The sequence below is a fragment of the Enterobacter sp. 03-F-07-AD-ECC genome, from assembly GCF_047530935.1.
Lineage (GTDB): Bacteria > Pseudomonadota > Gammaproteobacteria > Enterobacterales > Enterobacteriaceae > Enterobacter > Enterobacter cloacae.
The window spans coordinates 1-25,175 of sequence record NZ_JBLKBZ010000020.1 but is presented as its reverse complement, the minus strand read 5'-3'; the positions used below and the strand labels follow the sequence as shown (position 1 = coordinate 25,175).

Below are 25,175 nucleotides of genomic sequence, written 5' to 3'. Positions count from 1 at the left end.
AGGAGACTGTCATGAAAAGTAGCACTGAAAACCTTATCCGCGACGTTCACGACGAGGTGATCCGCTGGCGCAGGCATATTCATGCCAACCCGGATCTCTCATTTCAGGAAAAGCCGACCGCAGATTTTATCGCCCGTGAACTGGAGAATCTGCCGGAGCTGACGATTAGCCGCCCGCTGGAGAACAGCGTGGTGGCGGTATTACAGGGTGAAAAACCCGGCCCGATGTGGGCACTGCGTGCTGATATCGACGCCCTGCCGCTGCAGGAAGAGAGCGGTGAAGCATTCAGCTCAACCAAACCCGGCGTCATGCATGCCTGCGGTCACGATGCCCACACCGCCATGCTGATGGGCGCGGCGAAAGTGCTTTGCCACCTGCGCAGCCAGCTGTGCGGCAGCATCAAGTTTATCTTCCAGCCTGCCGAAGAAGTGCCGCCGGGCGGCGCGCGCGAACTGGTGGAGAAAGGCGTGGTTGACGATGTCGAGAAGATCTTCGGTCTGCACGTTTTCCCGACCAGTCCTACCGGTAACATTACGCTGAAAGAAGGGGTCTATGTCGCCTCCAGCGATAATTTTGATATCACGATCTTCGGCCGGGGCGGACATGGCTCAATGCCGCAGTTCTGCATCGACCCGGTGGTAATCGGCGCTGAAGTTGTCACCGCGCTGCAAAACGTGGTGGCGCGTAATCTCGACCCGATTAACGCCCCGGTGCTGACCATCGCGACCTTCCAGGCCGGTGACAGCTATAACGTGATTCCGGACAGCGCCCGCCTGGCCGGAACGGTGCGTACTCATAATCAGCAGGTACGCGAGCAGGTACCGCAGCTGGTGCAGCGTATTGTCGAGGGCGTCGTCAGTGCCCACGGCGCGCGCTGTGAGATCCGCTGGCAGCAGGGTTACGCCGTTGGCAACAACCATGCCGACACCAATGCCATCGCCAAAGCGGCGATTGCAGCGCACTTCGAAGAAGGAACGCTGCAGCTTGCCGATCGGGCCCTGTTTGGCAGCGAGGATTTCTCCTCCTATCAGGAGAAAGTCCCGGGAACGTTTCTGTTCATCGGCTGCGGCAACGAGGAAAAAGGCGCGGTCTGGAACGTCCACAATCCACACTTTCGCATCGACGAGGCTGCGCTGGCGGTGGGCGTGAAAACGCACGTTGCGCTGGTGAGCCCGCTGTTTGAGGAGATTTGACCCCTCCCGTCCTGACATTGCCCGGCGGCGCGTCGCCTGCGCCCCCCGGCGCAATGGTTGGTAAATCCGTCAATCAGTTCTATAGTCGTCACAGTTTCTTAGTAACCAGGACTGACTGATGCGCTTTAACGGACTGACCAAAGGTTTCTTTATCTTTATTCTCGCCCTCGTGACGTGGGCGTTTTTCGACGTGCTATCGCCCTACTTCTCCGCCATTCTGTGGGCCGCCATTCTGACCGTTATCTTTAACCCGGTAAAAAACAAGCTGCGCGCCGCACTGGGAGATCGCAACGGGCTGGCCTCGCTGCTGACCATCGGCATTATCTGCCTGATTGTCTTTATCCCGTTGATGGTGATCTTCTCCTCGCTCGCCATAGAGCTGAACGTGGTGTACACCAAACTGCAGGAGAACAACACCCAGTTCCCGGAGGTGGTGGCGAGCATCTTTAACCATCTGCCGGACTGGGCCAGCGGTTTCCTCGCGGATCACAACCTGACCAACGCCGCGCAGATCCAGAAAAAACTCTCCGATGTCGCTCTGCAGGGCGGGCAGTATCTGGCGGGCAGCGCGTTTCTGATCGGCAAAGGGACGTTCGGCTTTGCCATTAGCTTCGGCATCATGCTGTATCTGCTGTTCTTCCTGTTGAAAGACGGGCCGTTCCTGGTGCGCCAGATCCTCGACTCCCTGCCTCTGTCCGATTTCGCCAAGCAGCACCTGTTCGCCAAGTTTGTCGGCGTCTCGCGGGCGACGGTAAAAGGCACGGCGGTTGTCGCGGTGGTTCAGGGCACGCTCGGCGGGATTGCGTTTGCCATTGCCGGTATCGACGGCAGCATCCTCTGGGGAGCGCTGATGGCCTTCCTCTCCCTGGTGCCTGCGGTGGGGTCGGCGATTGTCTGGGTTCCGGCCGCCATTTTCCTCTTCGCGACGCATCAGATCTGGCAGGGGCTGTTCATTGTCGGCTTCTTCGTGATTATCGTCGGGCTGGTGGACAATATCCTGCGCCCGCTGCTGGTAGGCAAAGACACCAAAATGCCGGACTACCTGATCCTGATCTCAACGCTTGGCGGCATGGAGCTGTACGGCATTAACGGCTTCGTGATTGGCCCGCTGATTGCCGCGCTGTTTATCGCCTGCTGGAATCTCTTCTCCGGTCGCGATCATGCGGGTAACGCCGAAGAGCTGGATGCCGCGTTTATTGAAGAAGGGAAAAATCCTCCAGATTTATAAACCGCTGACGATAACCTTCCCAACAGGCGGCGCTGTGCCGCCTTTTTTTTCGCCTTAAATCAAACGTTTTCTATAATTTGAAAGAACGCCATCCTTCTTTGGTCGTAAAAGGATCACCAGGTGCGAATCGCGACGATAACAAACTGGGCCTACGGTGCCACGGTCTGCCTGACCCTCGCTTCCGGCATCATCATGCTGATGGCGTCCAATGCTGACACCCTTGAGCGTCAGGCCGTTGAACAGCGGCAGATATTTGATCAACTTACGGAAGATATCGAAACCGATATCTGGGCGCAGTCTGATTTAGCCCGCCTGTACGTGATTAAAAAAGATCCGCAGATCCTCAGGGAATACAACCAGTCAGAGAACAAGCTGAAGAGTACCGAACTCCGGCTGGAAAAACTGCAGGATGTCGGCGCGTCAGATGATGAGCTGTCCCTGCTGCATGAAGGGATAAAAATCGTCGATGAACTACAGGACGAACAGCAGGCCGCCCTCACCCACACGGCGCAGGGAGAAGATGCCCAGGCCATCGCCCTGCTCTACGGTGCACCCTATGAGCAGGAGCTGGAACGCGCCCAGAATCAGATCGATCACTTCCGCCAGATACTCGACAAGCGGGTGATCGCTTCCGTTCAGGAGGCAACCAAAAAATCGAAAACGCTGCGGACAATCTCTGAAATGATGGTTGGCCTGACCGCCCTGCTGTTCCTGTTTGTGCTTGGCTTTATCTTAAAACGGCGCGTGCTGCGCCCGGTGGTACGCCTGAGCGATGTGGTACACCGTCTCGCGTCGCAGGATTACGCGGTTGAAACACCCAATTTCAACCAGATCGATGAGATTGGCGATATGGCGCAGGCGATTCGTATCTTTCGTGAAAATGGCCTTGCGCGGCAGCGTCTGGAAAAAGAGCGCGACGCCGACTGGGCCATCCGCGAGCTGCTGGCGCGCATGACCCAGCGGCTGCAAGGGTGTGAGAACTTTGCGGACGTGATTAACGTAGCGGAGCTGTTCGCCCCCAATATCGCGCCGGGAATTGCCGGGCGGCTCTATATCCTCGACCGCGATCCGTGGCAGATGCGCTGCGTCGCGCAGTGGCTTTCGCCGCCAGGAGAGGATACGCCTTTTCATCCCGATGAGTGCTGGGCGGTCAGACGTGGGCAGAGCCATCCTCCGGTGAATGGCGAGCCGGATATCGCCTGCTACCATTTGCCGGCGTCGCACACGCATACGTCGCTCTGCGTTCCTATGATTGCCCAGGGCGAAGCCATTGGGTTGCTCTCCTTCCAGAACATCACTGCGGAAAATGCCCCTTCCCGCGCCTATCTGGAGCTGATGGCTGAAGCGCTCGGTCTGGCGCTGGCCAACCAACGTCTGCGCGATGCCCTGCTGGAAAAAGCCCTCTTCGATCCGCTCACCGGCTTGCGTAACCGCCATCATCTGGAAGATACCCTGCGCACCCAAATGGCGCAGGCGGTGCGCAATGAAGAGCCGGTAAGCTGCCTGATGATCGACATCGACCACTTCAAAAGCATCAATGACCGCTTTGGTCATGAAGCGGGCGATCAGGTCATCAAAAGCGTGGCCACCATCATACAACGCGCCGTACACGACAGCGGGCTGGCATTCCGCTATGGCGGCGAAGAGTTTCTGGTGTTGCTTTCCGGCGTCGATGAAGAGGCGGCGCAGGCGTGCGCCAAAGAGATTTATAACGGCGTGCATGAACTGTCGCTGCGCTATGGGCTTTCAGAGATTGGCCCGGTGGATGTGTCGATTGGCGTCGCCAGCTATCCGCAGCACGCTCAGAGCGATAACCTGCTGCGCGCTGCCGACGTGGCCTTATACCGGGCGAAAGAGCTGGGCCGTTCGCGTATTGTGAGCTTTGGGATGCTGGAGGCGGGCTGACGGTGATTTTCGCGCCCTCACGTCCCCCGGCTCAGGGGCAACTCTCTTTTTTCATAGTGGACATATCCTTGTCATTTTTGGGTGGTGAGAAGATCAATCATCGCCCGGGTGGCCGCCGACTGGCGTCGGTGTGGCGCGAAGAGCACGGAGAACGGCCGCGACCGTCCACGCAGGTGTGGCAGCACCTCGACTAACTGCCCGCGCTGTATCCTGTCGCGGACGATAAATTCATAGCTCTGGCAGATCCCCATCCCCTGCTCCGCCAGCGAAACCACGCCGAGTACATCTTCTGAGATTTCGATAGTTGAACCCAGCAGCCAGTCAATATCACGTTCCTCATCACGAAACACCCAGGGGGCAATGCGTCCGGTACGCGGCATGATAAAGGGCAGACAGGTGTGACGATGCAACTCCTCCAGCGTCTGCGGGCTCCCCATGCGGTGCAGGTAATCAGGCGATGCGACCAGCAGCAGCGCTGCATCCTCCAGCTTGCGCGCGACTAACCCACTGTCGGGCAACTGCCCCAGGCGAATCGCCAGATCGAATCCCTCCGCAATCAGATCAACGTTGCGATTGGTGATGTTCAGCTCCACCTGAACGCGTGGGTAGTGTTGGGCAAAGCGCGCCAGCAGCGGCGGCAAACGGTAGTGCCCGTAGGTGGTTGGAACGCTCATTCGCACGCGACCGGTCAGATCGCCTTCCTGGCCCCGCCCCTCGCGTTCGGCGTCATCAAGCAGTGCAAACGCAGACCTCGCCTGTTCCAGATAAACGCGTCCGGCCTCCGTCAGCCCCACGCGGCGGGTCGTTCGCTGTAATAACTGCCGTCCAAGACGCGCTTCCAGGCGGGAAACCGCGCGACTCAGGACAGAGGGTGTGGTGGAAAGGACAACCGCTGCGGCCGTAAAAGAGCCGTGTTCAACGACAGTAATGAAGACTTCAACGTCTCCGAGATAATCGAATTTGCGGCTCATTTTGCTCTTTCAGGAACAAATGTTTTTCAATCTGGCTAATTTATCCCCTCCGGAGTGATGAGTAAAGTGAGCTGCATTCATCACCAGAGGGTAAACACTATGGATCTTCAACTCACCGGTAAGACCGCGCTGGTTACGGGCGCAACCGCAGGCATTGGTTTGGCCATCGCCCGCACGCTCGCTCAAGAAGGGGTTGCCGTCACCCTTACCGGACGCGACCCGGCAAAGCTGCAAAAAGCCGCGGCCACTATCACCGACGCGACGCCTGACGCACAGGTCTCCACCGTTGTCGTTGACCTCGGTACCCTGGAGGGCGCAGAAGCCCTGTTCGCCGCCTGCCCTGATACCGATATTCTGATTAATAACCTGGGGTTCTACGAAGCCAAAGCCTTCGCGGATATTAACGACGAAGACTGGCTGCACATGTTCAACACAAATGTGATGTCCGGCGTCCGCCTCTCACGCCACTACTTCCCGCGCATGCTGGAACGGAACTGGGGACGGGTGATTTTTATATCCAGCGAAGTGGGCGCCTTTACGCCGCCAGACATGGTGCATTACGGCGTCAGCAAATCAGCGCAGCTTGCTGTTTCGCGCGGTATGGCCGAACTGACCCGGGGAACCGGCGTGACGGTTAACAGCGTGCTGCCGTCGGCGACGCGCTCGGACGGCATTATTGAGTACCTTCGCCAGACCGCGCCTGCGCCGGATATGACCGATCGGGAGATCGAAGCGCATTTCTTCCAGACCTACCGCCCCAGCTCGTTGATCGCCAGAATGATTGAGGCAGACGAGATCGCGGCGATGGTCGCTCTGTTAGCCAGTCCACTGGGCGCGGCATCCAACGGGGCGGCTGTACGCGTCGAGGGCGGCACGTTCCGTTCCATCCTTTAATGCTGAACTCACCGGAGCCTTTTCATGTTCATTCGCACCCGTAGTCTGTCCGCCATTGCGCTGGCGGCGCTGATCGCTTTCCCGAGTCTCGCCAGTGCGGCGACGCTCCAGCCCCTTGAACGCTGGCGCAGCTATGCTGGCGTGAGCTGGGATACCTCTCAGAATGGGCAAACGCCGACGCGGTTTTCCGGCTCGGTTAACGCGCCCATTGCCGGTATCCATTTTGATGCAAAGGGCCGGGCCTTTGTCAGTACGCCCCGGCTGGTTTCTGCCGCCGCCCCCGCCACGCTGAGCATTCTGGATACGACTGTGCAGTCCGGCCCTGCCCGCCTGACGGCGTTTCCGTCCCGCGAGGGGAACGCGGTAAACACCGATCCCGCGCACAACCTGCGCAACGTGCTTGGCTTTTATATTGATCGTCAAAACGGCTGGCTATGGGCGCTGGACATGGGGTTTGTCGCAGGCGAAGCGGAGTCGCCCGTGGGCTCGCAGAAACTGGTCGTACTGGATCTCAACACGGGCCGCCCCCTTAAACGTATCGCCCTGGATGGCGTGGCGGACCGCAAAGCCAGCTTCCTGAACGATGTGGTTGTCGATGAGAAACGCCGTGTCGCCTATATCTCCGACAGCGGCTCGCGGAGCGCACCGGAAAACCGCGTGGGCCTTATCGTCGTAGATTTCACCACCGGCACGGCGCGACGCGTGCTCGACCGTCACCCTGCGCTACAGATTGAGCCGGGCGTCAAGGTGGTTTCACACGGTGCGGAGGTCTGGCCGGGTAAACCCTTATTAATTGGCATCAACGGTATTGCGCTCTCCCCGGATGCGGGCACGCTCTACTGGACGGTCACAACGGGAACCCATGCCTGGGCAGTGCCCACGGCATTGCTGAGGCAGGCTGGATCAACCGATGCGCAGATTGCCGCCAGTATCCAGGATCTTGGCGTGGTGGGCGGTAACACCGACGGTCTTGTAACCGATGCAAAGGGCAACCTCTATATCACGGATGTCACCCGCAACGGGATTGTCCGGTTTGATCCGAAGCATCGCGCTATGTCGCTTATCGCCGCCAGCGAAGACGTTTACTGGCCAGACACACCGGCAATCCGTCCGGACGGGGATTTGATCTTTACCTCGAGTCGCCTCAATGACCACTTCGCGGGAGCCGTTAAACCCGGAGAGGAACGCTATGATTTGTGGCGTTTGCCTCTCGGTGCGTCACATAATACGGGCGAATAATAAAATACCCGTGGCTGGATAATCGCGAACGATTATTGATGCGGGTCAAAGGAATGTGGCTGATTGACTAAAGAACAGGGTCAGGGAGTCGATATTTATCTGGGTAGTTGTCAGCCTGTGTCTGCAGGCCGACAACTCTGCCGGGCAAGATAAACGGCCCTTTTCGGCTCAGGATCATCCACGCAGCCACCTAAATAAAATTATCTCATGGAGAGAAAATGAAAGTTCGTCTTCTAGCGATTGTATCTGCATCCTTAATTCTTGCGGGCTGTGCTGGCTCGGTAAAACCCGACACCGTGAAAGCGGCAAATGGCAGCGCAATTGATATTTATAGCGTATCAGCACTGCCGGAACTGAATGACAACCGTATCGCCGACAACACGCTGCGCGAAGTGACCCCGACGCATGCCGCAGCCGGTATGGGGCTTGCCGTTCTCGGCGCGTTAACAGGTAACATTAACTCCGGTGACTTTGATAAAGAGAACTATAAAGGGACAGCGATCGAAACCCTGCAAAACCCGACGAACAGCTGGTTTGTTCCTAAAGCGAAACAAAATATCAGCAAGTGGCTGAACGAAAAAGGCAATGGCCACGTTTACAAGCAGCCGCTCTATATTGGTAAAGCAACCTGGGCGCTGATCTATAAAGACGCCACCGCGACCACACCTCTCTATCAGCTGAAATACAAAGTCCTCTTCTATAAACGTCCGGAAAGCGGAAATATGTTCTCTGCATTTACGGTAGCGGAATGCGCCCCTACGCCAGTTGAAGCGCCACTGAGCGAGTGGAGTGCAAATAATTACCAAAAAGTGACCAGCCAAACTGAAAGCTACATGAAAAGCTGCCTGCTTGAGCTGGACAACCAGCTGCCGCGTTTGCTGAAGCTGTAATGTGATGTGCTGTACGGCCCGCTTCGTGCGGGCTTGTGTGGGAGTACGCTCATCCTGAAATACCATGAGGTTTCAGGATGAAAAAGCTAGATAGCCGGACCACAGGCTTACCTTTTCACTTCCAGCCTGCCGGGAATACAACATTCTGGCGCCGCACCCTACCCTTCGTGATCACACTTTTTATCCCTGGCTATTCACTTACCAAAAAGCGGTGTTATCATTCGCCTCGTAAATACCTTTCAACTCTACCCGAGGCTTTGATGCTGGAGAATGTAATCATCTGATAATCAGCACCCCGACCTTTCAGGCCGGACTGATTATCAATGCGCCGAAATCGAATGCGGACACCGCTGTGTGTTTGCACGTTTTGCACATGATGATTAAACAGGTTTTCCAGTATGAATTTATCCCGTCAGGAACAACGTACCTTACACGTTCTCGCTAAAGGTGGACGTATTGTGCACGTCCGCGATGCATCTGGCCGCGTCACTTCTGTTGAATGCTACAGCCGGGAAGGGCTTCTGCTCTCCGACTGCACACTCGCCGTCTTTAAAAAACTCAAAACCAAAAAGCTGATCAAATCCGTCAACGGTCAACCCTACCGCATCAATACCACCGGGCTGAACAACGTTCGCGCCCAGCCTGATAATCGATAAAGAGAGGATTATGGATATCCCACGTATTTTTACTATCAGCGAAAGTGAACACCGCATTCACAACCCCTTCACGCCAGAGAAGTACGCCACGCTGGGCCGCGTGTTACGCATGAAGCCAGGCGCGCGCATTCTCGATCTCGGCAGCGGCTCGGGAGAGATGCTGTGTACCTGGGCACGTGACTACGGCATTACCGGTACCGGCATCGACATGAGCCCGCTCTTCACCGCACAGGCAAAGCTGCGCGCAGAAGAGCTTGGCGTCAGTGAACACGTTCATTTTATTCATAACGACGCGGCGGGTTTCGTGGCGGATGAAAAATGCGACGTGGCGGCCTGCGTAGGGGCCACCTGGATTGCGGGCGGCGTCGCCGGGACGATCGAACTGCTGGCAAAGAGCCTTAATCCAGGCGGACTGGTGCTTATCGGCGAACCGTACTGGCGTCAGCTGCCTGCATCGGAAGAGATTGCCCAGGCCTGTGGCGTTTCATCGGTGGCCGATTTCCTCACCCAGCCCGACCTTGTCGCCTCTTTCGATGAACAGGGCTATGACCTGGTCGAAATGGTACTGGCAGACCAGGAAGGCTGGGATCGGTATGAAGCGGCTAAATGGCTGACCATGCGCCGCTGGCTTGAGGAGAACCCTGACGATGACTTTGCGCATGAGGTTCGGGCAGAGCTGACGAATGCGCCTAAACGCCATGTGACGTATACGCGGGAATACTTTGGCTGGGGCGTGTTTGCCTTAATCGCACGATAAAAAGGAGCAGGCGATATAACCCAAAGGTTATATCGCCTTTTTGCAGAGTGCGCACAATATTATGCCTGTCGTACTTAATTATCGTTAATTGTTCCCTTTATTCGTCATTGTAATTACGGGTGGTTATTCTTTTACTGGCGTGAGATGAATACCAGGGGATCGTCTATTGAGAAAAACCGATGAGGCGAATATATTGCCCGTAAAACAGCCAGGCATATTAATGAAGGAAGCATGATGGATATTGCGCTGCTTAACAGGGGATGGAACAGAACCTGGTCAGATACGATGGTGAATCTGGAAGCCCGAAAGGTCATCGAAACTGCAAATCGACTGTCAGCTTACTATTTACAAGATGGTCTAACACGTATCAAGTTTGTTGAGGAAATTAAACAGGCCGTAGAAAAAGAGTTCGCGACAGCGCGGCGGGCGAAAACCGATGAAGAATGCATTGAATGCCTCAAAAATCTGCGTGCTGAAAAAGAGAATCTTCTTGAGCAAGAGCGCTTGTTAAGGACCAGGTCCGCTCAGCTTTATGCGAAGGTCGAGTTTGTCAGAGAAAATAACAAGATAGTCGGATATGTTATTTCAGCTGTGAATGTGGTGCTTTCAGGGATGGTTTTCTTTGGTGGCTTTATGATGTTATCCACTATGGGGCCAATTGGTATGCTGGCTGGGGCAGTCCTGATTGCCGATGGTATGAACGGATTAACGAAAGAAGTGCTCAACTTTGATCAGCCAGCAGGAGATAAACCCTCGCAAGGTATCATTGCTGACTCCGCGATGCATACCGCCCAATTTATGGGATTTAATCCTAACACGGGCCTGGCTCTCTATAATGGTGTTACTCTTGGAGCCAGTGTGTACAGCATTTTAGGACTCGCTCGAAAAACTGGAGCCTGGAGATTATTCCGCTGGCTTCCACACGATTACTATCGCAAAGTCAGCACAATGAGCACTCCTACGCTAACAATGAAGATTGTCGGTTATGGTGTTAAAGCAAAAGTGATTTTCGACCTGGTGACAACAGAAAATGGAACCAGTTAATCCTTGATAGCTTTTCGGTAACGCCAGGATTTATAGGAAATTACCGGCGGCTGCGCAAAGGACATAATGGCAACCCCAAAGATCATCGCCAGCCCCCATGCAATTACTCTATCAGGTGAGCTGAAGACAATAAGTAGTAACAGGATAAAGGTACAAACAGCCACCACTCCCGCCAAGGTAACAAATCGTCTGGCGAGGTCATTTATGGCCTCTCCAAGCGTTCCCCCATATTTTTCAATATTGCTTTTTATCTTCTGCAATTCGGGCTGCGTAAACCCTGAACGTAACAAAGCCTCATCAGTCACTTTCATATCGTCTCGTCCCTTAGCTCCCAGAAGTGTTTTCTCAACCGCTGATTGTGAAAATAATCATACTGATGAACTTTACAGCAATCCACTTGATGTTTGTGCAATGTATCAGATTTCAGACAATAGAAGCCATAAAGCCCCGTTAGTGGTGCAAGCAACAAGCGGAGCGTAGCGACTACATCAGTGTTCAGAAGGATCACACCTTATCAGGGTGCTCGTGTACCTTTCGGAGCGTGAGCGAAGCGCTGGCACAGCCTGCGTATTGTGTGCAGGTACGTTTACCTGTGCGTGGCTCACAGGCCACACATCGAGCTTAAATACGTGTGATCAATCTGTTTCGGGATGGTTTAGAGACGTTGGCAGCGTCATCAGCTTCGAGTTGATAGCGGTTCGTGGGGAGTGTTCACACTTTGTACCTGTTAGAGCTTTATAACTACAGGTCGCTACGTGCAAACATCCCTGTATGGCCACTGTTAACCATAGCGGCAACTGTTGGTCATAGAATCCCTTAAAAAGGAAACAGGAATAACACAAGACATGCAACCCATTGAAAAATCAATGATTATATGTTTAAGCGATACCCCCCAGAAGTACCCCCAGTATTTTTCCTTGCTCAATAAACATACAATTATATGGCAAGTGCCTCAGAACCCTCCCTCAGGTAAGCATTTATCATTCATGTCTAACCCTACTAGTCATCCATACGAACATGAAACAGTGCTTAAAATGAGATCTTCATAAAATTTGTTAATAATAGATCCGTATTTTCTTGCTCTATCTTTTTAATAAATAGTATTGTGAGAAGTAATAGCACTGATTCTCTTAAGGATTGTACATGCGCTCACCGTATCGTTTACATGAACGTAGCTCCTTTTATAAATACATGCCCCTTTCCACAGCTGAAATTGTCCTGCAAAACGCGTCATTGCGATGGAGTTCACCACTAATATTCAATGACCCTTTTGATGTTCCGCGAGAAGTTATCCCAGATGTGAATGAACACGATATTAGCAGAGCATTAGCCCAGAAAATTTTATTAGAATTAATAAATCCACGACCTGACACATCCCAACTGAATTCTGGCATAAGGTACCTTCTTGAATTCTATAAAAATCACTTTCCATTTGGACTTCCAGAAGAGTTAATTAAAAAACAAACCGAGCTTATTTTAAACCCTCCCGTAGGAGAAGGAGCAAAGGATGCTTTAACAGGGTTTAGAAATTATTGGGATAATACACTACGAGATAGACGGATATTATGTCTTAGTGAAAGCCCGGTAATAACATCAATGTGGAATCATTATGCTGACAGCTATAAGGGTATAGTTTTAGAATTTAGTTGCTTAGATGAACTTGATAGCGTTTGGCTTTTAGCTAAACCTGTGAAGTACACAGATAAAAAACCCTTAACTTATACTGCCGAAGGAATGGCTGAATTATTTTTCATGGATGAAGAAATCGTTAAAAATTATATAAACGAAGATATAACTTTCATCAAAACCCTAGATTGGCAATATGAAAAAGAATGGAGAGTATCAACTCACAAAAGACCTCTTCAGGAAGGTCTTTATAGTGACCTAACCTTCAATATACACGAACTTAAAACAATCATACTCGGCCCCATGTTTGATATGGATAAATTACCTGCTATAAATGAGCTATCAGAGAAATATCCTTTAGCCAATGTTTCTAGTGCAACAATTACACGCTCTGGATTGATTGAAATAACCCCCTTAACTACAAAGTGAAAATTTATAAAATGCTAGAGGATGTGAAGGGGGTGTAAAATAAAGTTAATGAATATCATATCTATCTAATTTTTAATATTCATTAATAAAACTTCTTCACATTCTCCATTTCATGAACAATCAAATCCATAACAATATTTAGAGTTATAATTTTAATCATCCAAAGATTGTTTTAAAACATGTTCGAATAATTGAGATAATCTTTTTTCAATGTCATAAGTTTTATCGCTATAACCAACTAATCTATCGTCTATAGTTTCAATAGCTAAGAGCAACATTTCTTTAGACTTCTCCCTATCAATCAGTTCATTAGGTATAATAAGTGAACCGTCCTTGTTAGAGAAATAAAGAGCTTCGATTCTTTACTCATGAAACCACCTTATATCTAAAGAAGTAAAAACCATAAATAATCAATCACTCCCTTTTTGAAAGAACTTGGTTTTTAGAATGATAAAAAGCTATTGCACTGGCGAAGTAGGCTTCGGATATTTGCACAAAAAAGTTATTAAATACGCCGGATCATCTATATCAATAGATGAGGCATGTTCATGCCCCTTAGATACCTTCTTAAAAAAATCAACAAACTTACTTTTATCAGTTTCAGTTAACTTGTAGTTTAAATTGTGGCTTAATTTATTCCTTATACTATTAAAATCTTTCAACCTTATGTAAATCTCATTATAAGGAGGCTCGGCTTTTTCTTTTTGCAATAAAGCAATTTTTTGTGAGAAATTTAACTTGGCTTCGTTCCATGAAAGTGAAGGATACTTTAAAGAAAGATAGTCACTAATATATTTCTCAACACTAAGATGGGCAGTAAGAAATCCTCCGATGAATTCTACATCCACTCCTTCCACCCGATTCCATATACTACCTTCTGAATTTTCGGCCCCAGTGTAGATGGCTGTATGTGCTAAATCTTTCCAATCCATAATTAATCCGTTCTCGTTAAAACATTGTTATGGAGATAATCTTAGAACTTCTTATAAAACAAGCTTGAAGTACGATCCTATCATACTGATGGAAGCAACTGAAACTTAGAAAAAATCTCCGCTGGTAGTGCCGGTGAGTGACAAGTTTTGACTGATGCATCCAACGAGCTGTACCTGAAGTTTTCTAAAGGGGAAGCGGTTGACACTTTCCCCCTAGTTTTCCCTAGTAAGGCATAACACGCTGACACCTGCCCTGCTTCGCATCAGCCCTTTACACGTTGGCTGCAGCTGTTATGCGTGAGCGTTAGGATCTGTTAGGTTGGGTTGACACTTTTCCCTGTTTTTCACGAAAAAGTGTCAAGTTAGAGGAGTTAGGTTTGGCTGGGGGTTTACAGTTTTTCACCTGCCAGCAGACAGAGTGCCTTTAATCCTGTTTCGTTCCAGTCATCCTGGGTGTCGGGATGCATTGCGGCCACATAGGCCAGCTCGGAACGCAGGAAACGCAGACCACCAGCCATGTGATCTTTGCCATAGAAGCTGTGGGTTTCTTCATCCAGCCGGAAGAGAATCAGCAGTTGTTCATCGGGCTCGTGTTCAACATCAAAACTCAGCCGGCTGCGGACTCTATCCGCTGGCCAGCATCAATACCAGCCGACAGATCTTTCCCACCGTCATGCTCCCATACCCATACGGCGGCCTGCTTATCTTCTGAACTTGTCTGGCGCTGGCTGCCTTTGAGCATCGCGCTGACATGTTCGCTTAACTAGTCAAGGCCGGTCATGCATGGCTGAACTTCTGATGGATCGTCGTTCTTCCCGTAAACGAGGTTGTTATACCTGTGTAATTTGTGTGACATCTATTCCATTTAAAGGACTTCAGACCCGAAAATGTTCTACAGTCAAAATAATGAAAATAGGAAGGATGCGTAACTTTTGAAAAGATGGTGCGATAATAGGAATAAAAAACACCAATTAACTAATTGAATTTAATGTGTTTTATATTCCTCGCCCAATCAGATACCCCCAAAAGTACCCCCGTAACGCTCTGCATAAACCTTCTAAATGATATTAACAGCTGGCAGGACATGCTACACAAGCTTTAGTTCATAAAAACATAAGCTCAAGCGCTGTAAAGTGGGCAAAGCAAAACTTTAAGTTTCAATCTAACTATGATTTTGATTATTGTTTATAACTTTTGCTAAGTCATGAACTAAACTATCATTTTGTACATCATGTTCAAGTTCACTCCAAATATCCCATTCAATATCAAGTTCATTGATACTCTCATCTGCGAAAGATATTGCTATATCACGCACTAAATTTCGGCAAACTAAATAAAAATTTACTGCCTCAAATCTTGATGCAGGGGTTGGTGTAGATAAATGCGTTAATTCATTTCTTCTTTTTGAAATTTGCTCGTATAGAGTGATTTTGCCCTCTGGTAACTCTTTTAGCCCCATTTTACCCCAATACTTAATTCTTTTTCGGCATGCTGAAAATTGATATGTAGCCATATGCCTTTCAATACTTTTTTTCTTTACTCCTTCAACCCCTAATTCCTCTAGATTTTTCAGGGTGTACTGATCACTATGACACACCCTACTTAGATTTGATGTAAGTGCGTTCTCATAAGTAAGAAATTCGTATTCCTCTAACAAGCAAAAAAGATAAAGTATAGTTTGTGCAGACATTATCTCATCTGGAGGAGTTAAGTCGTTGATATTAAACATTCGACGACCACCATTTTTTTCTTTCTGCGGAATTTTAAGATCATTCATTACATGCAATGCAAGTTGGAATATATCAGATGTTTTCAGTGTCAAAGGAAGTATTTTATTGTTTAATTGTGGTCGATTTGCAGCACTATGCAAACTAGGCCCAACATTCCATTTTTCCTTTGAGAAGGACATAGCAGATCCAGCAGCAATTGATAATTCGCAAGCGTAAAGTGCAGAGTGTACGTACAATTCCATTTTTTTTATTAAATCTACAGCTTTCATCAGACCCCCTTAATTCCATGCAAACGTTAAAAACTATATAAATCTATTTATTAAACTTTATTACTCTCTGGAATAGCCATTATGGCTCTTGAGCCAACTGAGCCTGTAACGCTTCCTTATATTCATTCATATAACCATTTAAATTATCTATAAATGTATGGGCATCATTAAATTTTTCATAAATTTCTTCAGGCGTAAGATTCAATCTAAATAAGGCATAGTTTTCATGAGCTAACTGGTTTCGTAAATCTCCTAACTCAAGGAAATTATCTATACTTCTTTTTATATCAGCATCTTGCCTTATCTTTGCAGCCATGAAAGCTTTAAACTCCGCACCGAAAAATGCAAAAAACTTGTTTACAGAGCGATTATTCCAATCAAAAAGAGCGTGATATTGTCTACTCAAAGCCTTATTTTCAATGAATTGTCTTGTTATATTGCAACGTGTTGGGTTTAACATCGAGTGAATTACAAGTGTTGTTGCTGATTCAAAATAGCTGGCGCATGCCAAAAGAATCACTTTAGCAAACTGAGATTTATAAGAGTTGGCGAAGCTTACTTCGCCAATTTCAATGAGTCTCCCATAGTTTTCTACAAAATCCGTGTATAAACTATCAATTGCCTGCTTCCCCATTTCGTTCATTTAAAACTCCTTGAGAATTTCTTTGGCCCTTTTAATTCGTCCCCTAACGAACTCACCTCTAGTAGTTTTTCCTGTACTATAGCCTATGAAAGCGGCATCAGATTTCAAACGTTCGATATAAGCAGGGGATATCTTTTTGATATCAATTTGCCCTGAACGTAGTGATTCTTCAACACTAGCTGAAAAAACAGATTCGAAGAGTGTGATACTGAGCCGGCTTCCTCCTGTTCTAAAACTTTCTTCATTGAGATCGGAGCAGGCATCCATAAAGGCACGCCATAAGTCCTGATAAAATGCAATGTAATGAGAGGGGAAGCTTTTCGTAGCATTCGAGAAATTATTCAGGAATCCATTTACAGAGCTTTTATAGTTATCAAGGTATATAGCCATCGCAAAGGAACGTAATAACGCTTCTACATCATTTAATCGTACGTCAATGACTTTTTTAGCTAATATTAATCGCCAATGCGGATGCTCATTTAAATTTAAAAGCATCTCTAAAAATTCGGAATGATATAAACTCATTCGAATTTCTTGCGGAGCAAGATTTACACCACCACTATTCAAACGGTTAAAAATTTCAAACATTGCTCCATCTTCAGAGTCCGGGGCAACAGGTCTTATAATCATGTTTCGAATGGTTGCGAGATTCAACGTCGTTTGAAACTCACCTAAAGTGTCGTAATTTCTTCCATTGAATTTATTTAACTGACCATCGACAATACCATCAAGTTTAAGATTAAACTTTACAAAATAATCATCATCAGCCAGAATTTCATCTGGTATATATCCATGCTTATCAAAAATTTTCCTTAATTCAGATCTTTTTTCCATCTTAGGAAATCTACCACTAAAGAAATAATATAGTGACATTAAACGCTGTTGCCCATCAATTACTAAAAACTCATTCTTCCCTTTTTCATAGAGAAAAATTTGTGGGATTGGCAAGCCTATTAACAGCGACTCGATTAGCTTTGAGGATTTCTTTATATCCCAAACAAAGTGCCGTTGAAAAGAAGGAATCTTAAACACTTTCGACCTAATAAAACTTATTATAGTCAACATGTTAAAATCGTTGGGAGTAGTTGTTAATTCGAATTCATCAATTGGATATGTTTCATCTTCTATTTCAAAAATATCGTTATCATTATCAAGTAAAGACATAAAAATCTCCATTAGCGAAATGCTGTTAGTAGCATCTTAGCCTTAAAAATTTATCAGCGAAAGTGGAGCATGGAAACATACGGCCACATTAATCTTGGCTTTTGATCTGCCCCAACATTTTCGATGCTTTGTGAACTAACTTATCAAAATTTAACCGGTTATTCATGCAAAATGTATGACCATATTCTGTCCAAAAGCTTAGTTGGCAATGTGATTAACACTTCATCACAACTGTAACTTAGAATGTACATAACCTCGAATCCTCCTAGCGGGGCCGGCGGGTGGCAAGTTTTGACAGACGCATCTGACGATCTGCACCTGAAGTTTTCTGAAGCGGCAGCGGCTGACACTTTTCTGGTGAGGCATAACAAACCATAACAGGCTGACACCTGCCCTGCTTCGCATCAGGATTAACAAAAGTTAACAGCCAAGGCTCAACAAATCTCAACGCCAGCCCTTTACACTTCTGCTGTAGCTGCTGTCCGTAGGCGTCAGGATCCGTTAGGTTGGGTTGACACTTTTCCCAGTTTCTCGCGAAAAAGTGTCAAGTTTGAGGGGCTGGGGGGTTTACAGTTTTTCGCCGTCCAGCAGGCAGAGTGACATTAAACCAGTTTTGTTCCAGTCATCCAGCATATCGGGGTGCATTGTGGCAACGTAAGCCAGCTCAGAACGAAGAAACCGTAAAGCGCCTGCTGCACGGTCTTTGCCATAGAAGCTGTGGGTTTCTTCATCCGGCCGGAAGAGAATCAGCAATTGTTCATCGGGCTCGTGCTGAACATCAAAACCCAGCTCAGCGGCTGCTGCCTCTATTCGCTGGCCAGCATTAATATCAGCCGGCAGCTCTTTCCCGCCGTCATGCCCCCATACCCACGCGGCGGCCTGCGCCCACGTCATTTCAGTCTGGTGTTCGCCAGCATCAGCAGAATTTTGTTTAGCCTGCGATGCTTCGACATCCACCTTATCGCCTGAAATTACAATTTCACCGCGGGCTATCCAGCCGTAAACAGTTTGCCGGCTGACGCCCATATGCCTGGCGTAGGCTGATTTACTTAACAGCATCCTGTGTTTCCCTCCGGGCAGAAAAAAGCCGCCCTCAGGCGGCCTGCTTCTCTTCTGAATGTGTCTGCCGCTGGCTGCCTTTGAGCATCGCGCTGACATGTTCGCTTAACTGATCAAGGCCGGTCATGCGGGGCAGAACTTCTGATGGATCGTCGTTCTTCCCGTAAACGAGATTGTTATACCAGGTTCGGACAGCTGTAATTTGTGCGACGTCCTTCCTTACCGCGTCGACCAGATCGGCAACCGCGCTAATTACCTGCCCGTTCTCTGATGCGATACGGGAGAAGCCGAGACGTTTTAGCTGTTCCGTATCGAGCCCCGAACACACCGCGTGCGCCCTCAGTAAGGCGTCCGCCAGCTCCTGATGCTTTCCACTGTGCATCGACAGCAGCATTTTTTCCTGGCTACGGCGATCCAGTCGGGCGAATGCCTGGCGCATTTCACTGTCACGCATGAATCCCTGAACATCATCAGATGCCAGTGGATTAACCGGCGCGAGCTTGTTCTTCAGATAATCGAGAATGTTTGCGGCCTGCTCGCTTACGGCTGCGACGCCGCGGGTAAAGTCTTTGAGCGTGTCCGGGTTCCGGGCTTCACCTGCCCTGCGGTTTTTTGCCTGTTCGTTCAGATCCGGATCGTTGCGGATAACGTCCAGCAAATCCGCCTCAGCTTCGGCCTGCTGCGCCGTTGTCCTCAGGCTGGTGAGTTCGCCCGCCATACCACGGAATAAAGCGGCCATCTGAGTATTTGGCGCAACAACCTTACCGGCATAACCCGCCAGCTCGATACTGTGTTTCCCTATTTTGATTGAGTAGCTCACTGGCCAGCCTCCATTTTTGACAGCCCTGCATCAAATACCTTGCGTGCAACAGCATGGATTGACGGCGCGATCCCCATGCCTGACTTCTGGCGCTCCCTCTCCTGGATGGTTTTCAGAGCCTGAATCTGCTCCCCGTTCAGCAGAACGGGCTTAACGTTAACCTTGCTCATAATGCCCCCTGTTATAGCGACCGTTAAAGTTCTATTAATCGCAACAATCAATCCATAAGTTGCGATTTATGAAACGATATTAATGAAATAGCAGGGGTCCACAACGTGAAAAGAGTGGATGCGTTTTAAAGAATTTGCCCTCAAGGTGTTCATGGTGTTCATAAAGGCGATAAATTACAGACAAAACAATAAATTAACCTATGAACACCGGTCTACATACAGGGGTAACAAGTGTTCATGGTGTTCATATTTCTGTTTACTTTATGAGCACTGAGTTAAAGTGACCTATGAACACTATGAATACCCTATGAATACCTTACACAAAGGTGTTCATAGTTAATCTTATTGATTTAATTGAACTTTACCCAATCAATGAACACTATGAACACCTTTCGCCATATTTAGCTAAACATTCATCATTTTTCCTCAGCTAACGGGTGCGCCTGCGGCAGCCAGTCCTCCGCACTCTCTGAAAGTTCGACGTTCGTCACCACGCCGCGGGTCTTTCTCTCCTTGCGGTACTCGTGATTAAACTCCCGCATGGCGCTTTCCATTCCCTCAGAGAATTTATTCAGCGTCAGCGGCTTCTCGAAACCGTTAGCCTCAAGAAACGTCAGATAAGCGTGATAGAGGTAAATGCGGGGGCGATGAGGCGGGTTACGGTTGCCCACCAGCATTCCCACGCAATCAGCCAGGCGCTCCAGATGCGCACAGAAGGCGTACAGGGGATCCGTTTTCTGCTTCACCTCCAGTGCTTCTTCGCTGTTCCGTTGCTCCAGCAGCAGCGCCCGCGCTTTTTCCGGGTCCGAAAAGGTTGCCAGCAGCCGGCGAACAACCACCGGAATTTCAGCGGATATCTTTTCTGCCAGGTCGGGATCCTTATCCTCTTCGCTGACGCGCCGGTTAAACTGGAAAATTACGCGGCGCCGGGAAACGCCGCCGGCACGTTCGGTGAAAATCATCGGCGTGTTGTTCGTGGCCACAACCACCGCCCGCAGAACGGCGGTGTACTGGTGTTCGTGTTTCGGGTCGATCTCCACGGCATCCCCGCCGGTTATCGCTTTTATCCCGGTGCCCTCTCCTGAATATTTGGGCTGATCAGGAAGCGTTATCATGCTTTTCCCGACGAACTGCGCCCGCCCACGCGCGCTGTCGAGCGCCGCCATGTTCCCGCTGGCGGTGTTATGCGCGCCGGCCAGCATCGTGGCGATATGGGTAAAGACACTTTTCCCGCTGCCGCCCTCCCCGGTGATCTCGAGGAACAGCTGCCAGTCGTACCGGTTTGCCAGCACCATAAAGAGCGCTGCAGCGATGCGCTGCATCTTAATTGCGTCTCTATCTGATGCGTAACTTAGCCACTTATGGAAGTTCGGCGCGTGGTCGCGGAGGTTTTCGCCCGGCACCGCCGGCGTGTAGGTCACGCCGTTATGGTTGGTCAGCCAGTTATCCTGGCTGTGTTCGGAGAAAACACCGGTTTCCATATCGTAGACGCCGTTTGCAAAGGGGATCAGGCTGCGCCGCGGCTCCCCCATTACCGGGATAACGATTTTCAGGGCGTCGATAACGTTGTTGATCGCACGCTTGCTGAAGTTGGTTTTGTTCTCGTTGTAGATAGCCACCATTTCGCGGCTCAGCTCGAGCAGAGACGTTTTCTCCCAGATGCCGGCACGGTAGACGTACACACCTTCGCTGTTTTCATGGATCGCAATGCCGGTGTAACGCGCGGCCAGTATGAGCGCCTTTTCGTTATCAGCCAGGTCGCGGAGGTTTACATCCGTCAGCGGTTTGCCGATCACCATGCTTTTGCCGGCTTCCGCATCGGCTTTGAGGCGCGGCAGCTGCGGCGTCCAGTCCTCCAGAAGCTGATAACCTTCAGAGTAGAATTGCGCGCGCTCCACGCCGGCCACCGCCAGCTTTGTCGCGAGAATGGTTATCTGCCGTTCGGTCAGATGCCCGCCACGGCAAACCCGGGCATATAGCCGGCCATCATCCACAATGCGGATATTCTCCAGCTCTGCCAGCTGCTTTTTATCCAGCACAACCGGCGGCACCGTATCGCCAATCGGGTTCATTTCCTGCCATGCTTTGGCGAACGTCCAGGCATCGGCGCCGGCAAAGATGATTGACTCCTCCATGAGATCCGCCGGCTGCTTTTTAAGGTTTGGTGCATTCTTCATTTTCTGTTCCCTCGCTCCCTGATGATTTCCCGCATAACCCGAATTCGTTCGATGCCCTGCACCCGCATAATTCGATCGATATCTCTTCCCCCGGTGCCCGGCACAGAAGAAATAAATTCAAATTCCCGCGCCAGTCTTTCTGGCGTGCAAAAACACGGTGAGCTGTACCCTTCGCGGCAATATGTCACTCTGTCGAATCGGTAACTTTCGATAATTACGATGTTGCCCCGACCGTCCTTCCATTTATCGCCCGGCCTGATTTCAGGGTGAGCGCGGCCACCAGCAGCTAAGCCGGATTTTTTAATCGTCATATTTTTTACCTCACGCCGCTGGCGGGATTACCTGATAACCAATTTTCCTCAGAAAGCGCGCGGCACTCTCCACCGTAAAAATGATCTCGTCGTCCATAAGGGGGCGCATCGACTGAAGACCATTTGACGTGTCCACCAGATAGCGGCCGCCAGCCGGGAAACTGAAAACGTTTTTGCCGTCGGCCCGGCGAACCAGATCGTAAACAGGAGTCATAATTTCTCCTCCCCATCCCTTAATGACTGGCGGGCAAAACAATATTGTGCGCTATTTAATCGCTCATATACGTGCTCTAGAAAAGCGCCGAGACGGCAAATCGGGATAACCGTTGTCATACAGATACCTCCATGGCCAGACGGGATTGAATGGCGGAGGCCTTACTGCCTAACTGGAGGTAAGTTCGGGTGATTGCCGGGTTACTGTGACCGAGCATTTCAGAGGCGACCAGCAAACCCTGTTCGCCGCCGGCGGACATAAGATTAAAGGCGGCAATTTTGCGGCTGGAATAGGCGCTCAGGCGCAGACGCGTGTTTACGACGCGCGTAAACCACAGCATTACGTTGTGCAGTTTCTTCCAGATTGTCTGGCGGCTCACGCTACCTTCCAGAGACTGGCAACGGTTACTTTCAATCTGGCTGCGGGAAAATACCAGGTCGTCACCGATAAGATTGCGCTCCATGCGTTCACTCAGTCGTTTGATGATGCCCGGCGGCAGCTGTTTGGTATCATGCTTAACCTCAGCCTTTGCCACCAGCTCAAACACGATCGCCTGTTCTTCCTCCGTCATACCGGCGGCCAGCTCGTCGCAGCTCACGCTATCCCAGTGCATGTAGGCAATGTGATCGCCAGCAAGCCGGGCAGCGTCCTTACGCTGCTGGCGAACAATCTCGATCCCCTTCCGGGTCGCCCTGGCTTCTGCTGCTTTGGTCTGCTTCGCTACGATGATTGTTGCAATGCCGGTTTCCCAGTTGATGCACGAGTAACGGAAGTTGCAAACGTCGCTGGTACGCCAGCCGGTAACGGTCGCAATATCCCACCAGAGTAAAACCCAGTCCGGCTGGGTCTGCTGGATGCGTTCGCGCAGTTTGCGCTGCTCTTCCCGTTCATAAACGGGGGTCATGGTGCGGGTACCTTTCGTGGTAGTGGCTTTTACCACATTGCCGCGCAGCTCGCGGGCTTTAGCTGTCAGGGTCTGGAGGTTAAACATGGCTACCTCCCAGTTTCGCAACATCCAGTTCAAACGCGCCGCTGCTGTACTGATAAAGCGAACATTCAGAGCGAATTTTGGCGGCAAAGATAAGATCCCAGCGGGAATACCACTCGCGGGCTTCTTGCTCACTATCGGCAACAATGCGGATAACAACGGGAGTGCACGTTTGGCCTTTCGGCGTACCGAGGAAAAGCCAAGTGAATTTGGGTAGTTTTTGGGTTGGGGTAGTAGCCATGTGGCAGCCTCCATACAGTGGTCTAGATAACCACCACCGGAAACGCCAATTTCACTGGTGGTGGACTGAGCAGGGTTGGCGTAACCGGACTGTATGGACTCCGGCGCGGATTTCTCCGCCCCCACCCAGCCCACCATAATTTTGCTAGCAGAGCGGTTTTGAACCACAACGCGTGAAAATAGGTGAGACGGATCAACGGCACAAAAAAAGACGCTTGGCGCGTCATGTGTCGCCATACAGTCATTCAGGACGCCAATCCTGGCACCATATTTTGCTGGTGCTTTTAAAGCATACCCTTCAGTTGAATAACAAGGCAAGGAGTTTTTAGGGTGAGCGAAGCCCTGCCCCAGACGGGCATAATTGTTTTTCATGGCATTAACCTTTTTGAATTTTTTAGTGAGCTGTCGCGACGAACTTATTCTGCGAGATCTGAAGTGCAAACTCTCGCAAATTATCTCAGCTCACGGAATCTCAGTTCGTTTGGCTGCGTGAGGATTCAATGCGCTCACTAATCCATTCATCAATTTCGCTTTCAATGAAAGCAATTGCTCGAGAACCAATTTTTATGGATGAGGGGAAACGTTGCTCAGCCATGAGTCGATAGATCCAAGCCTTGCTATAGCCGGTTCTGCGCTGAACTTCAGGTAAGCGGATAAGGGATTGGGACATATATACCTCTCGAAGTCTAATGTGGTCTACGAGGTATATTTCAGCAAAAACAGGAGGGTAGTTGTGGAAGTCACAGTAAATCAGTTGGAAGTAGCTCTTCCACGGAAATAGAAGTACGGCCAGAAGTTTTAGAACCTGTAGATCGTCTTTTTGGAAATCCTTACGGGCTATTTGGAAGCGTATGTGTTCAGAGCTTCATCAATTAGCATAGTCAATGCCTTATCAGTCACATCGATGCCATCGCCATGCTCCAATATGATTCTTGAGGCACTTCTGGCAACTTCGGATTTGTTCAATTTCTTACCGCGAACATATTTTCCACCCGCTTTTTCAAGCGCAATCGCCATACCAGCGATCAATTTCAAAGCAGTGTCTTTGCCAGCGAACTCGCCCCATACCTCAGGAGTATGTTCATTAGCATGAGCTGCATTTTCTTCCTCACAGCCATACCACACATCTTCAGCAGATAGCTCTTTGATTGCCCAGGGCCAAATATCTTCAGCGTAAAACTCAGCGTTGACAAAATTGCCGCCGATATCAGTCCAAACAGTTTTCGGGCTTAGCTCTTTGTTAAGAGCCTCTTGAATGATACGAAAATAGCTACAAGCCATGTTGTATCTTTCGGGGTCATAACTTTTATCAAATTCTCTTAAGCAAGCAAAACGATACACACCGGCCATAGCCATTGCAGCCTGTTCAGCAGTGACCACACGTTGTCGGCGAAGATGATGGGGCATGTTGAGAATGTTTTCTCGCATAAAAGCTTCCTGCTAACGATAGTCTACAGAAGTCTACTACTGTCAATTAGCACTGTCTATACATACAGTTAAGCGCTTTTCCCTAATGTTCCATGCACTACATTTAATGAGATGGTCACTCCCTCCTTCCCGGTACTATGCTGAGGACAGGCTTTCATTCGGAGAACTATCATGGAAAACATTGCGCTCATTGGTATC

The 25,175-nt window shown here is 49.7% G+C and carries 27 protein-coding genes and 1 pseudogene; 10 read left to right on the top strand and 18 right to left on the bottom strand.

Annotated features, from left to right (window positions below):
• Nucleotides 1-11: 11 nt before the first annotated feature.
• The 3 genes from ACMWKA_RS20835 (at nucleotide 12) to ACMWKA_RS20825 (ending at nucleotide 4,326) form a co-directional block, all read left to right on the top strand.
• Nucleotides 12-1,193 carry an amidohydrolase gene (locus ACMWKA_RS20835; RefSeq protein WP_414760571.1) on the top strand — a complete coding sequence of 394 codons (1,182 nt, stop codon included), beginning with the start codon at nucleotides 12-14 and terminating at the stop codon, nucleotides 1,191-1,193.
• A gap of 118 nt (nucleotides 1,194-1,311) precedes the next feature.
• Nucleotides 1,312-2,421: an AI-2E family transporter gene (locus tag ACMWKA_RS20830; protein WP_013095768.1), complete on the top strand. Its 1,110-nt coding sequence runs from the start codon at nucleotides 1,312-1,314 to the stop codon at nucleotides 2,419-2,421.
• A gap of 120 nt (nucleotides 2,422-2,541) precedes the next feature.
• Complete coding sequence (locus ACMWKA_RS20825) at nucleotides 2,542-4,326, top strand: diguanylate cyclase (RefSeq protein WP_414760570.1); 1,785 nt, start codon at nucleotides 2,542-2,544, stop codon at nucleotides 4,324-4,326.
• Between the two features lie 71 nt (nucleotides 4,327-4,397).
• Here ACMWKA_RS20825 and ACMWKA_RS20820 read toward each other — a convergent pair whose 3' ends face one another.
• Nucleotides 4,398-5,297, bottom strand: coding sequence for a LysR family transcriptional regulator (locus tag ACMWKA_RS20820; protein WP_414760569.1), 900 nt, complete (start codon nucleotides 5,295-5,297; stop codon nucleotides 4,398-4,400).
• A gap of 99 nt (nucleotides 5,298-5,396) precedes the next feature.
• Here ACMWKA_RS20820 and ACMWKA_RS20815 point away from each other — a divergent pair, with 99 nt between their 5' ends.
• The 6 genes from ACMWKA_RS20815 to ACMWKA_RS20790 all read left to right on the top strand — a co-directional run bounded on the left by ACMWKA_RS20815 (nucleotide 5,397) and on the right by ACMWKA_RS20790 (nucleotide 10,777).
• Complete coding sequence (locus ACMWKA_RS20815) at nucleotides 5,397-6,191, top strand: SDR family NAD(P)-dependent oxidoreductase (protein WP_048970415.1); 795 nt, start codon at nucleotides 5,397-5,399, stop codon at nucleotides 6,189-6,191.
• 24 nt (nucleotides 6,192-6,215) lie between these two features.
• A complete protein-coding gene (locus ACMWKA_RS20810; RefSeq protein WP_414760568.1) occupies nucleotides 6,216-7,430 on the top strand; it encodes an L-dopachrome tautomerase-related protein in 1,215 nt (404 codons plus the stop codon).
• 218 nt (nucleotides 7,431-7,648) lie between these two features.
• Entirely contained in the window at nucleotides 7,649-8,320 is a 672-nt protein-coding gene (locus ACMWKA_RS20805; RefSeq protein ID WP_058661767.1) for a hypothetical protein, read from the top strand.
• Between the two features lie 398 nt (nucleotides 8,321-8,718).
• A complete protein-coding gene (locus tag ACMWKA_RS20800) occupies nucleotides 8,719-8,976 on the top strand; it encodes a YjhX family toxin (protein WP_027275635.1) in 258 nt (85 codons plus the stop codon).
• Between the two features lie 10 nt (nucleotides 8,977-8,986).
• The gene (locus ACMWKA_RS20795; protein ID WP_414760567.1) at nucleotides 8,987-9,733 is read left to right on the top strand and encodes an SAM-dependent methyltransferase; all 747 of its coding nucleotides are present in this window, start codon (nucleotides 8,987-8,989) and stop codon (nucleotides 9,731-9,733) included.
• Between the two features lie 234 nt (nucleotides 9,734-9,967).
• Complete coding sequence (locus ACMWKA_RS20790; RefSeq protein WP_414760582.1) at nucleotides 9,968-10,777, top strand: DUF4225 domain-containing protein; 810 nt, start codon at nucleotides 9,968-9,970, stop codon at nucleotides 10,775-10,777.
• On the opposite strand, the gene ACMWKA_RS20785 is transcribed toward ACMWKA_RS20790, so the two are convergent.
• Nucleotides 10,774-11,088, bottom strand: coding sequence for a hypothetical protein (locus ACMWKA_RS20785; RefSeq protein ID WP_047023471.1), 315 nt, complete (start codon nucleotides 11,086-11,088; stop codon nucleotides 10,774-10,776). The genes ACMWKA_RS20790 and ACMWKA_RS20785 overlap by 4 nt on opposite strands.
• A gap of 832 nt (nucleotides 11,089-11,920) precedes the next feature.
• Between ACMWKA_RS20785 and ACMWKA_RS20780 the strand changes: the two genes are divergently transcribed.
• Nucleotides 11,921-12,832, top strand: a complete 912-nt coding sequence (locus ACMWKA_RS20780; protein ID WP_414760566.1) for a DUF2971 domain-containing protein — start codon at nucleotides 11,921-11,923, stop codon at nucleotides 12,830-12,832.
• Nucleotides 12,833-13,290: 458 nt separating this feature from the next.
• On the opposite strand, the gene ACMWKA_RS20775 is transcribed toward ACMWKA_RS20780, so the two are convergent.
• From ACMWKA_RS20775 to ACMWKA_RS20700, 16 genes and pseudogenes are all read right to left on the bottom strand, one after another.
• Nucleotides 13,291-13,764: a hypothetical protein gene (locus tag ACMWKA_RS20775; protein WP_414760565.1), complete on the bottom strand. Its 474-nt coding sequence runs from the start codon at nucleotides 13,762-13,764 to the stop codon at nucleotides 13,291-13,293.
• Between the two features lie 389 nt (nucleotides 13,765-14,153).
• A complete protein-coding gene (locus tag ACMWKA_RS20770) occupies nucleotides 14,154-14,282 on the bottom strand; it encodes a hypothetical protein (protein WP_414760564.1) in 129 nt (42 codons plus the stop codon).
• Nucleotides 14,283-14,926: 644 nt separating this feature from the next.
• A complete protein-coding gene (locus ACMWKA_RS20765) occupies nucleotides 14,927-15,763 on the bottom strand; it encodes a hypothetical protein (RefSeq protein ID WP_131073738.1) in 837 nt (278 codons plus the stop codon).
• A gap of 79 nt (nucleotides 15,764-15,842) precedes the next feature.
• On the bottom strand, nucleotides 15,843-16,406 hold the full coding sequence (locus tag ACMWKA_RS20760) for a HEPN domain-containing protein (protein WP_017880057.1): 564 nt from the start codon (nucleotides 16,404-16,406) through the stop codon (nucleotides 15,843-15,845).
• Complete coding sequence (locus tag ACMWKA_RS20755) at nucleotides 16,407-17,570, bottom strand: DUF262 domain-containing protein (protein WP_017880056.1); 1,164 nt, start codon at nucleotides 17,568-17,570, stop codon at nucleotides 16,407-16,409.
• A 567-nt stretch (nucleotides 17,571-18,137) separates the two neighbouring features.
• Entirely contained in the window at nucleotides 18,138-18,629 is a 492-nt protein-coding gene (locus tag ACMWKA_RS20750) for a DNA-binding protein (RefSeq protein ID WP_325773910.1), read from the bottom strand.
• A 34-nt stretch (nucleotides 18,630-18,663) separates the two neighbouring features.
• Nucleotides 18,664-19,449: a hypothetical protein gene (locus ACMWKA_RS20745; RefSeq protein WP_045339030.1), complete on the bottom strand. Its 786-nt coding sequence runs from the start codon at nucleotides 19,447-19,449 to the stop codon at nucleotides 18,664-18,666.
• Complete coding sequence (locus ACMWKA_RS20740; protein WP_014830800.1) at nucleotides 19,446-19,619, bottom strand: hypothetical protein; 174 nt, start codon at nucleotides 19,617-19,619, stop codon at nucleotides 19,446-19,448. Before ACMWKA_RS20740 ends, ACMWKA_RS20745 begins: the two co-directional genes overlap by 4 nt.
• 416 nt (nucleotides 19,620-20,035) lie before the next feature.
• On the bottom strand, nucleotides 20,036-21,796 hold the full coding sequence (locus tag ACMWKA_RS20735; RefSeq protein ID WP_414760563.1) for a primase-like DNA-binding domain-containing protein: 1,761 nt from the start codon (nucleotides 21,794-21,796) through the stop codon (nucleotides 20,036-20,038).
• Nucleotides 21,793-22,107 carry a DUF4222 domain-containing protein gene (locus ACMWKA_RS20730; protein WP_414760562.1) on the bottom strand — a complete coding sequence of 105 codons (315 nt, stop codon included), beginning with the start codon at nucleotides 22,105-22,107 and terminating at the stop codon, nucleotides 21,793-21,795. The genes ACMWKA_RS20735 and ACMWKA_RS20730 overlap by 4 nt, the downstream gene beginning before the upstream one ends.
• Before the next feature lie 10 nt (nucleotides 22,108-22,117).
• Nucleotides 22,118-22,321 carry a hypothetical protein gene (locus ACMWKA_RS20725; RefSeq protein ID WP_020686326.1) on the bottom strand — a complete coding sequence of 68 codons (204 nt, stop codon included), beginning with the start codon at nucleotides 22,319-22,321 and terminating at the stop codon, nucleotides 22,118-22,120.
• Between the two features lie 115 nt (nucleotides 22,322-22,436).
• Entirely contained in the window at nucleotides 22,437-23,312 is an 876-nt protein-coding gene (locus tag ACMWKA_RS20720; RefSeq protein ID WP_047363603.1) for a tyrosine-type recombinase/integrase, read from the bottom strand.
• Nucleotides 23,305-23,550, bottom strand: coding sequence for a host cell division inhibitor Icd-like protein (locus tag ACMWKA_RS20715; RefSeq protein WP_072001918.1), 246 nt, complete (start codon nucleotides 23,548-23,550; stop codon nucleotides 23,305-23,307). Before ACMWKA_RS20715 ends, ACMWKA_RS20720 begins: the two co-directional genes overlap by 8 nt.
• 47 nt (nucleotides 23,551-23,597) lie before the next feature.
• Nucleotides 23,598-23,786, bottom strand: a pseudogene (locus ACMWKA_RS20710) (ash family protein); the annotation flags it as partial.
• 235 nt (nucleotides 23,787-24,021) lie between these two features.
• The gene (locus tag ACMWKA_RS20705) at nucleotides 24,022-24,219 is read right to left on the bottom strand and encodes a helix-turn-helix transcriptional regulator (RefSeq protein ID WP_045339018.1); all 198 of its coding nucleotides are present in this window, start codon (nucleotides 24,217-24,219) and stop codon (nucleotides 24,022-24,024) included.
• Nucleotides 24,220-24,386: 167 nt separating this feature from the next.
• Nucleotides 24,387-24,977, bottom strand: a complete 591-nt coding sequence (locus ACMWKA_RS20700; protein WP_032427890.1) for a hypothetical protein — start codon at nucleotides 24,975-24,977, stop codon at nucleotides 24,387-24,389.
• Nucleotides 24,978-25,175 lie beyond the last annotated feature (198 nt).

What these genes read in the sequence shown, in the direction of transcription:
- ACMWKA_RS20720 (WP_047363603.1), bottom strand. Translation starts at nt 23,312, where the DNA reads ATGTTTAACCTCCAGACCCTGACAGCTAAAGCCCGCGAGCTGCGCGGC.
- ACMWKA_RS20800 (WP_027275635.1), top strand. Translation starts at nt 8,719, where the DNA reads ATGAATTTATCCCGTCAGGAACAACGTACCTTACACGTTCTCGCTAAA.
- ACMWKA_RS20700 (WP_032427890.1), bottom strand. Translation starts at nt 24,977, where the DNA reads ATGCGAGAAAACATTCTCAACATGCCCCATCATCTTCGCCGACAACGT.
- ACMWKA_RS20785 (WP_047023471.1), bottom strand. Translation starts at nt 11,088, where the DNA reads ATGAAAGTGACTGATGAGGCTTTGTTACGTTCAGGGTTTACGCAGCCC.
- ACMWKA_RS20795 (WP_414760567.1), top strand. Translation starts at nt 8,987, where the DNA reads ATGGATATCCCACGTATTTTTACTATCAGCGAAAGTGAACACCGCATT.
- ACMWKA_RS20715 (WP_072001918.1), bottom strand. Translation starts at nt 23,550, where the DNA reads ATGGCTACTACCCCAACCCAAAAACTACCCAAATTCACTTGGCTTTTC.
- ACMWKA_RS20735 (WP_414760563.1), bottom strand. Translation starts at nt 21,796, where the DNA reads ATGAAGAATGCACCAAACCTTAAAAAGCAGCCGGCGGATCTCATGGAG.
- ACMWKA_RS20705 (WP_045339018.1), bottom strand. Translation starts at nt 24,219, where the DNA reads ATGTCCCAATCCCTTATCCGCTTACCTGAAGTTCAGCGCAGAACCGGC.
- ACMWKA_RS20755 (WP_017880056.1), bottom strand. Translation starts at nt 17,570, where the DNA reads ATGTCTTTACTTGATAATGATAACGATATTTTTGAAATAGAAGATGAA.
- ACMWKA_RS20725 (WP_020686326.1), bottom strand. Translation starts at nt 22,321, where the DNA reads ATGACTCCTGTTTACGATCTGGTTCGCCGGGCCGACGGCAAAAACGTT.
- ACMWKA_RS20830 (WP_013095768.1), top strand. Translation starts at nt 1,312, where the DNA reads ATGCGCTTTAACGGACTGACCAAAGGTTTCTTTATCTTTATTCTCGCC.
- ACMWKA_RS20750 (WP_325773910.1), bottom strand. Translation starts at nt 18,629, where the DNA reads ATGCTGTTAAGTAAATCAGCCTACGCCAGGCATATGGGCGTCAGCCGG.
- ACMWKA_RS20765 (WP_131073738.1), bottom strand. Translation starts at nt 15,763, where the DNA reads ATGAAAGCTGTAGATTTAATAAAAAAAATGGAATTGTACGTACACTCT.
- ACMWKA_RS20815 (WP_048970415.1), top strand. Translation starts at nt 5,397, where the DNA reads ATGGATCTTCAACTCACCGGTAAGACCGCGCTGGTTACGGGCGCAACC.
- ACMWKA_RS20835 (WP_414760571.1), top strand. Translation starts at nt 12, where the DNA reads ATGAAAAGTAGCACTGAAAACCTTATCCGCGACGTTCACGACGAGGTG.
- ACMWKA_RS20805 (WP_058661767.1), top strand. Translation starts at nt 7,649, where the DNA reads ATGAAAGTTCGTCTTCTAGCGATTGTATCTGCATCCTTAATTCTTGCG.
- ACMWKA_RS20770 (WP_414760564.1), bottom strand. Translation starts at nt 14,282, where the DNA reads ATGGCTGGTGGTCTGCGTTTCCTGCGTTCCGAGCTGGCCTATGTGGCC.
- ACMWKA_RS20820 (WP_414760569.1), bottom strand. Translation starts at nt 5,297, where the DNA reads ATGAGCCGCAAATTCGATTATCTCGGAGACGTTGAAGTCTTCATTACT.
- ACMWKA_RS20740 (WP_014830800.1), bottom strand. Translation starts at nt 19,619, where the DNA reads ATGAGCAAGGTTAACGTTAAGCCCGTTCTGCTGAACGGGGAGCAGATT.
- ACMWKA_RS20760 (WP_017880057.1), bottom strand. Translation starts at nt 16,406, where the DNA reads ATGAACGAAATGGGGAAGCAGGCAATTGATAGTTTATACACGGATTTT.
- ACMWKA_RS20775 (WP_414760565.1), bottom strand. Translation starts at nt 13,764, where the DNA reads ATGGATTGGAAAGATTTAGCACATACAGCCATCTACACTGGGGCCGAA.
- ACMWKA_RS20730 (WP_414760562.1), bottom strand. Translation starts at nt 22,107, where the DNA reads ATGACGATTAAAAAATCCGGCTTAGCTGCTGGTGGCCGCGCTCACCCT.
- ACMWKA_RS20790 (WP_414760582.1), top strand. Translation starts at nt 9,968, where the DNA reads ATGGATATTGCGCTGCTTAACAGGGGATGGAACAGAACCTGGTCAGAT.
- ACMWKA_RS20810 (WP_414760568.1), top strand. Translation starts at nt 6,216, where the DNA reads ATGTTCATTCGCACCCGTAGTCTGTCCGCCATTGCGCTGGCGGCGCTG.
- ACMWKA_RS20780 (WP_414760566.1), top strand. Translation starts at nt 11,921, where the DNA reads ATGCGCTCACCGTATCGTTTACATGAACGTAGCTCCTTTTATAAATAC.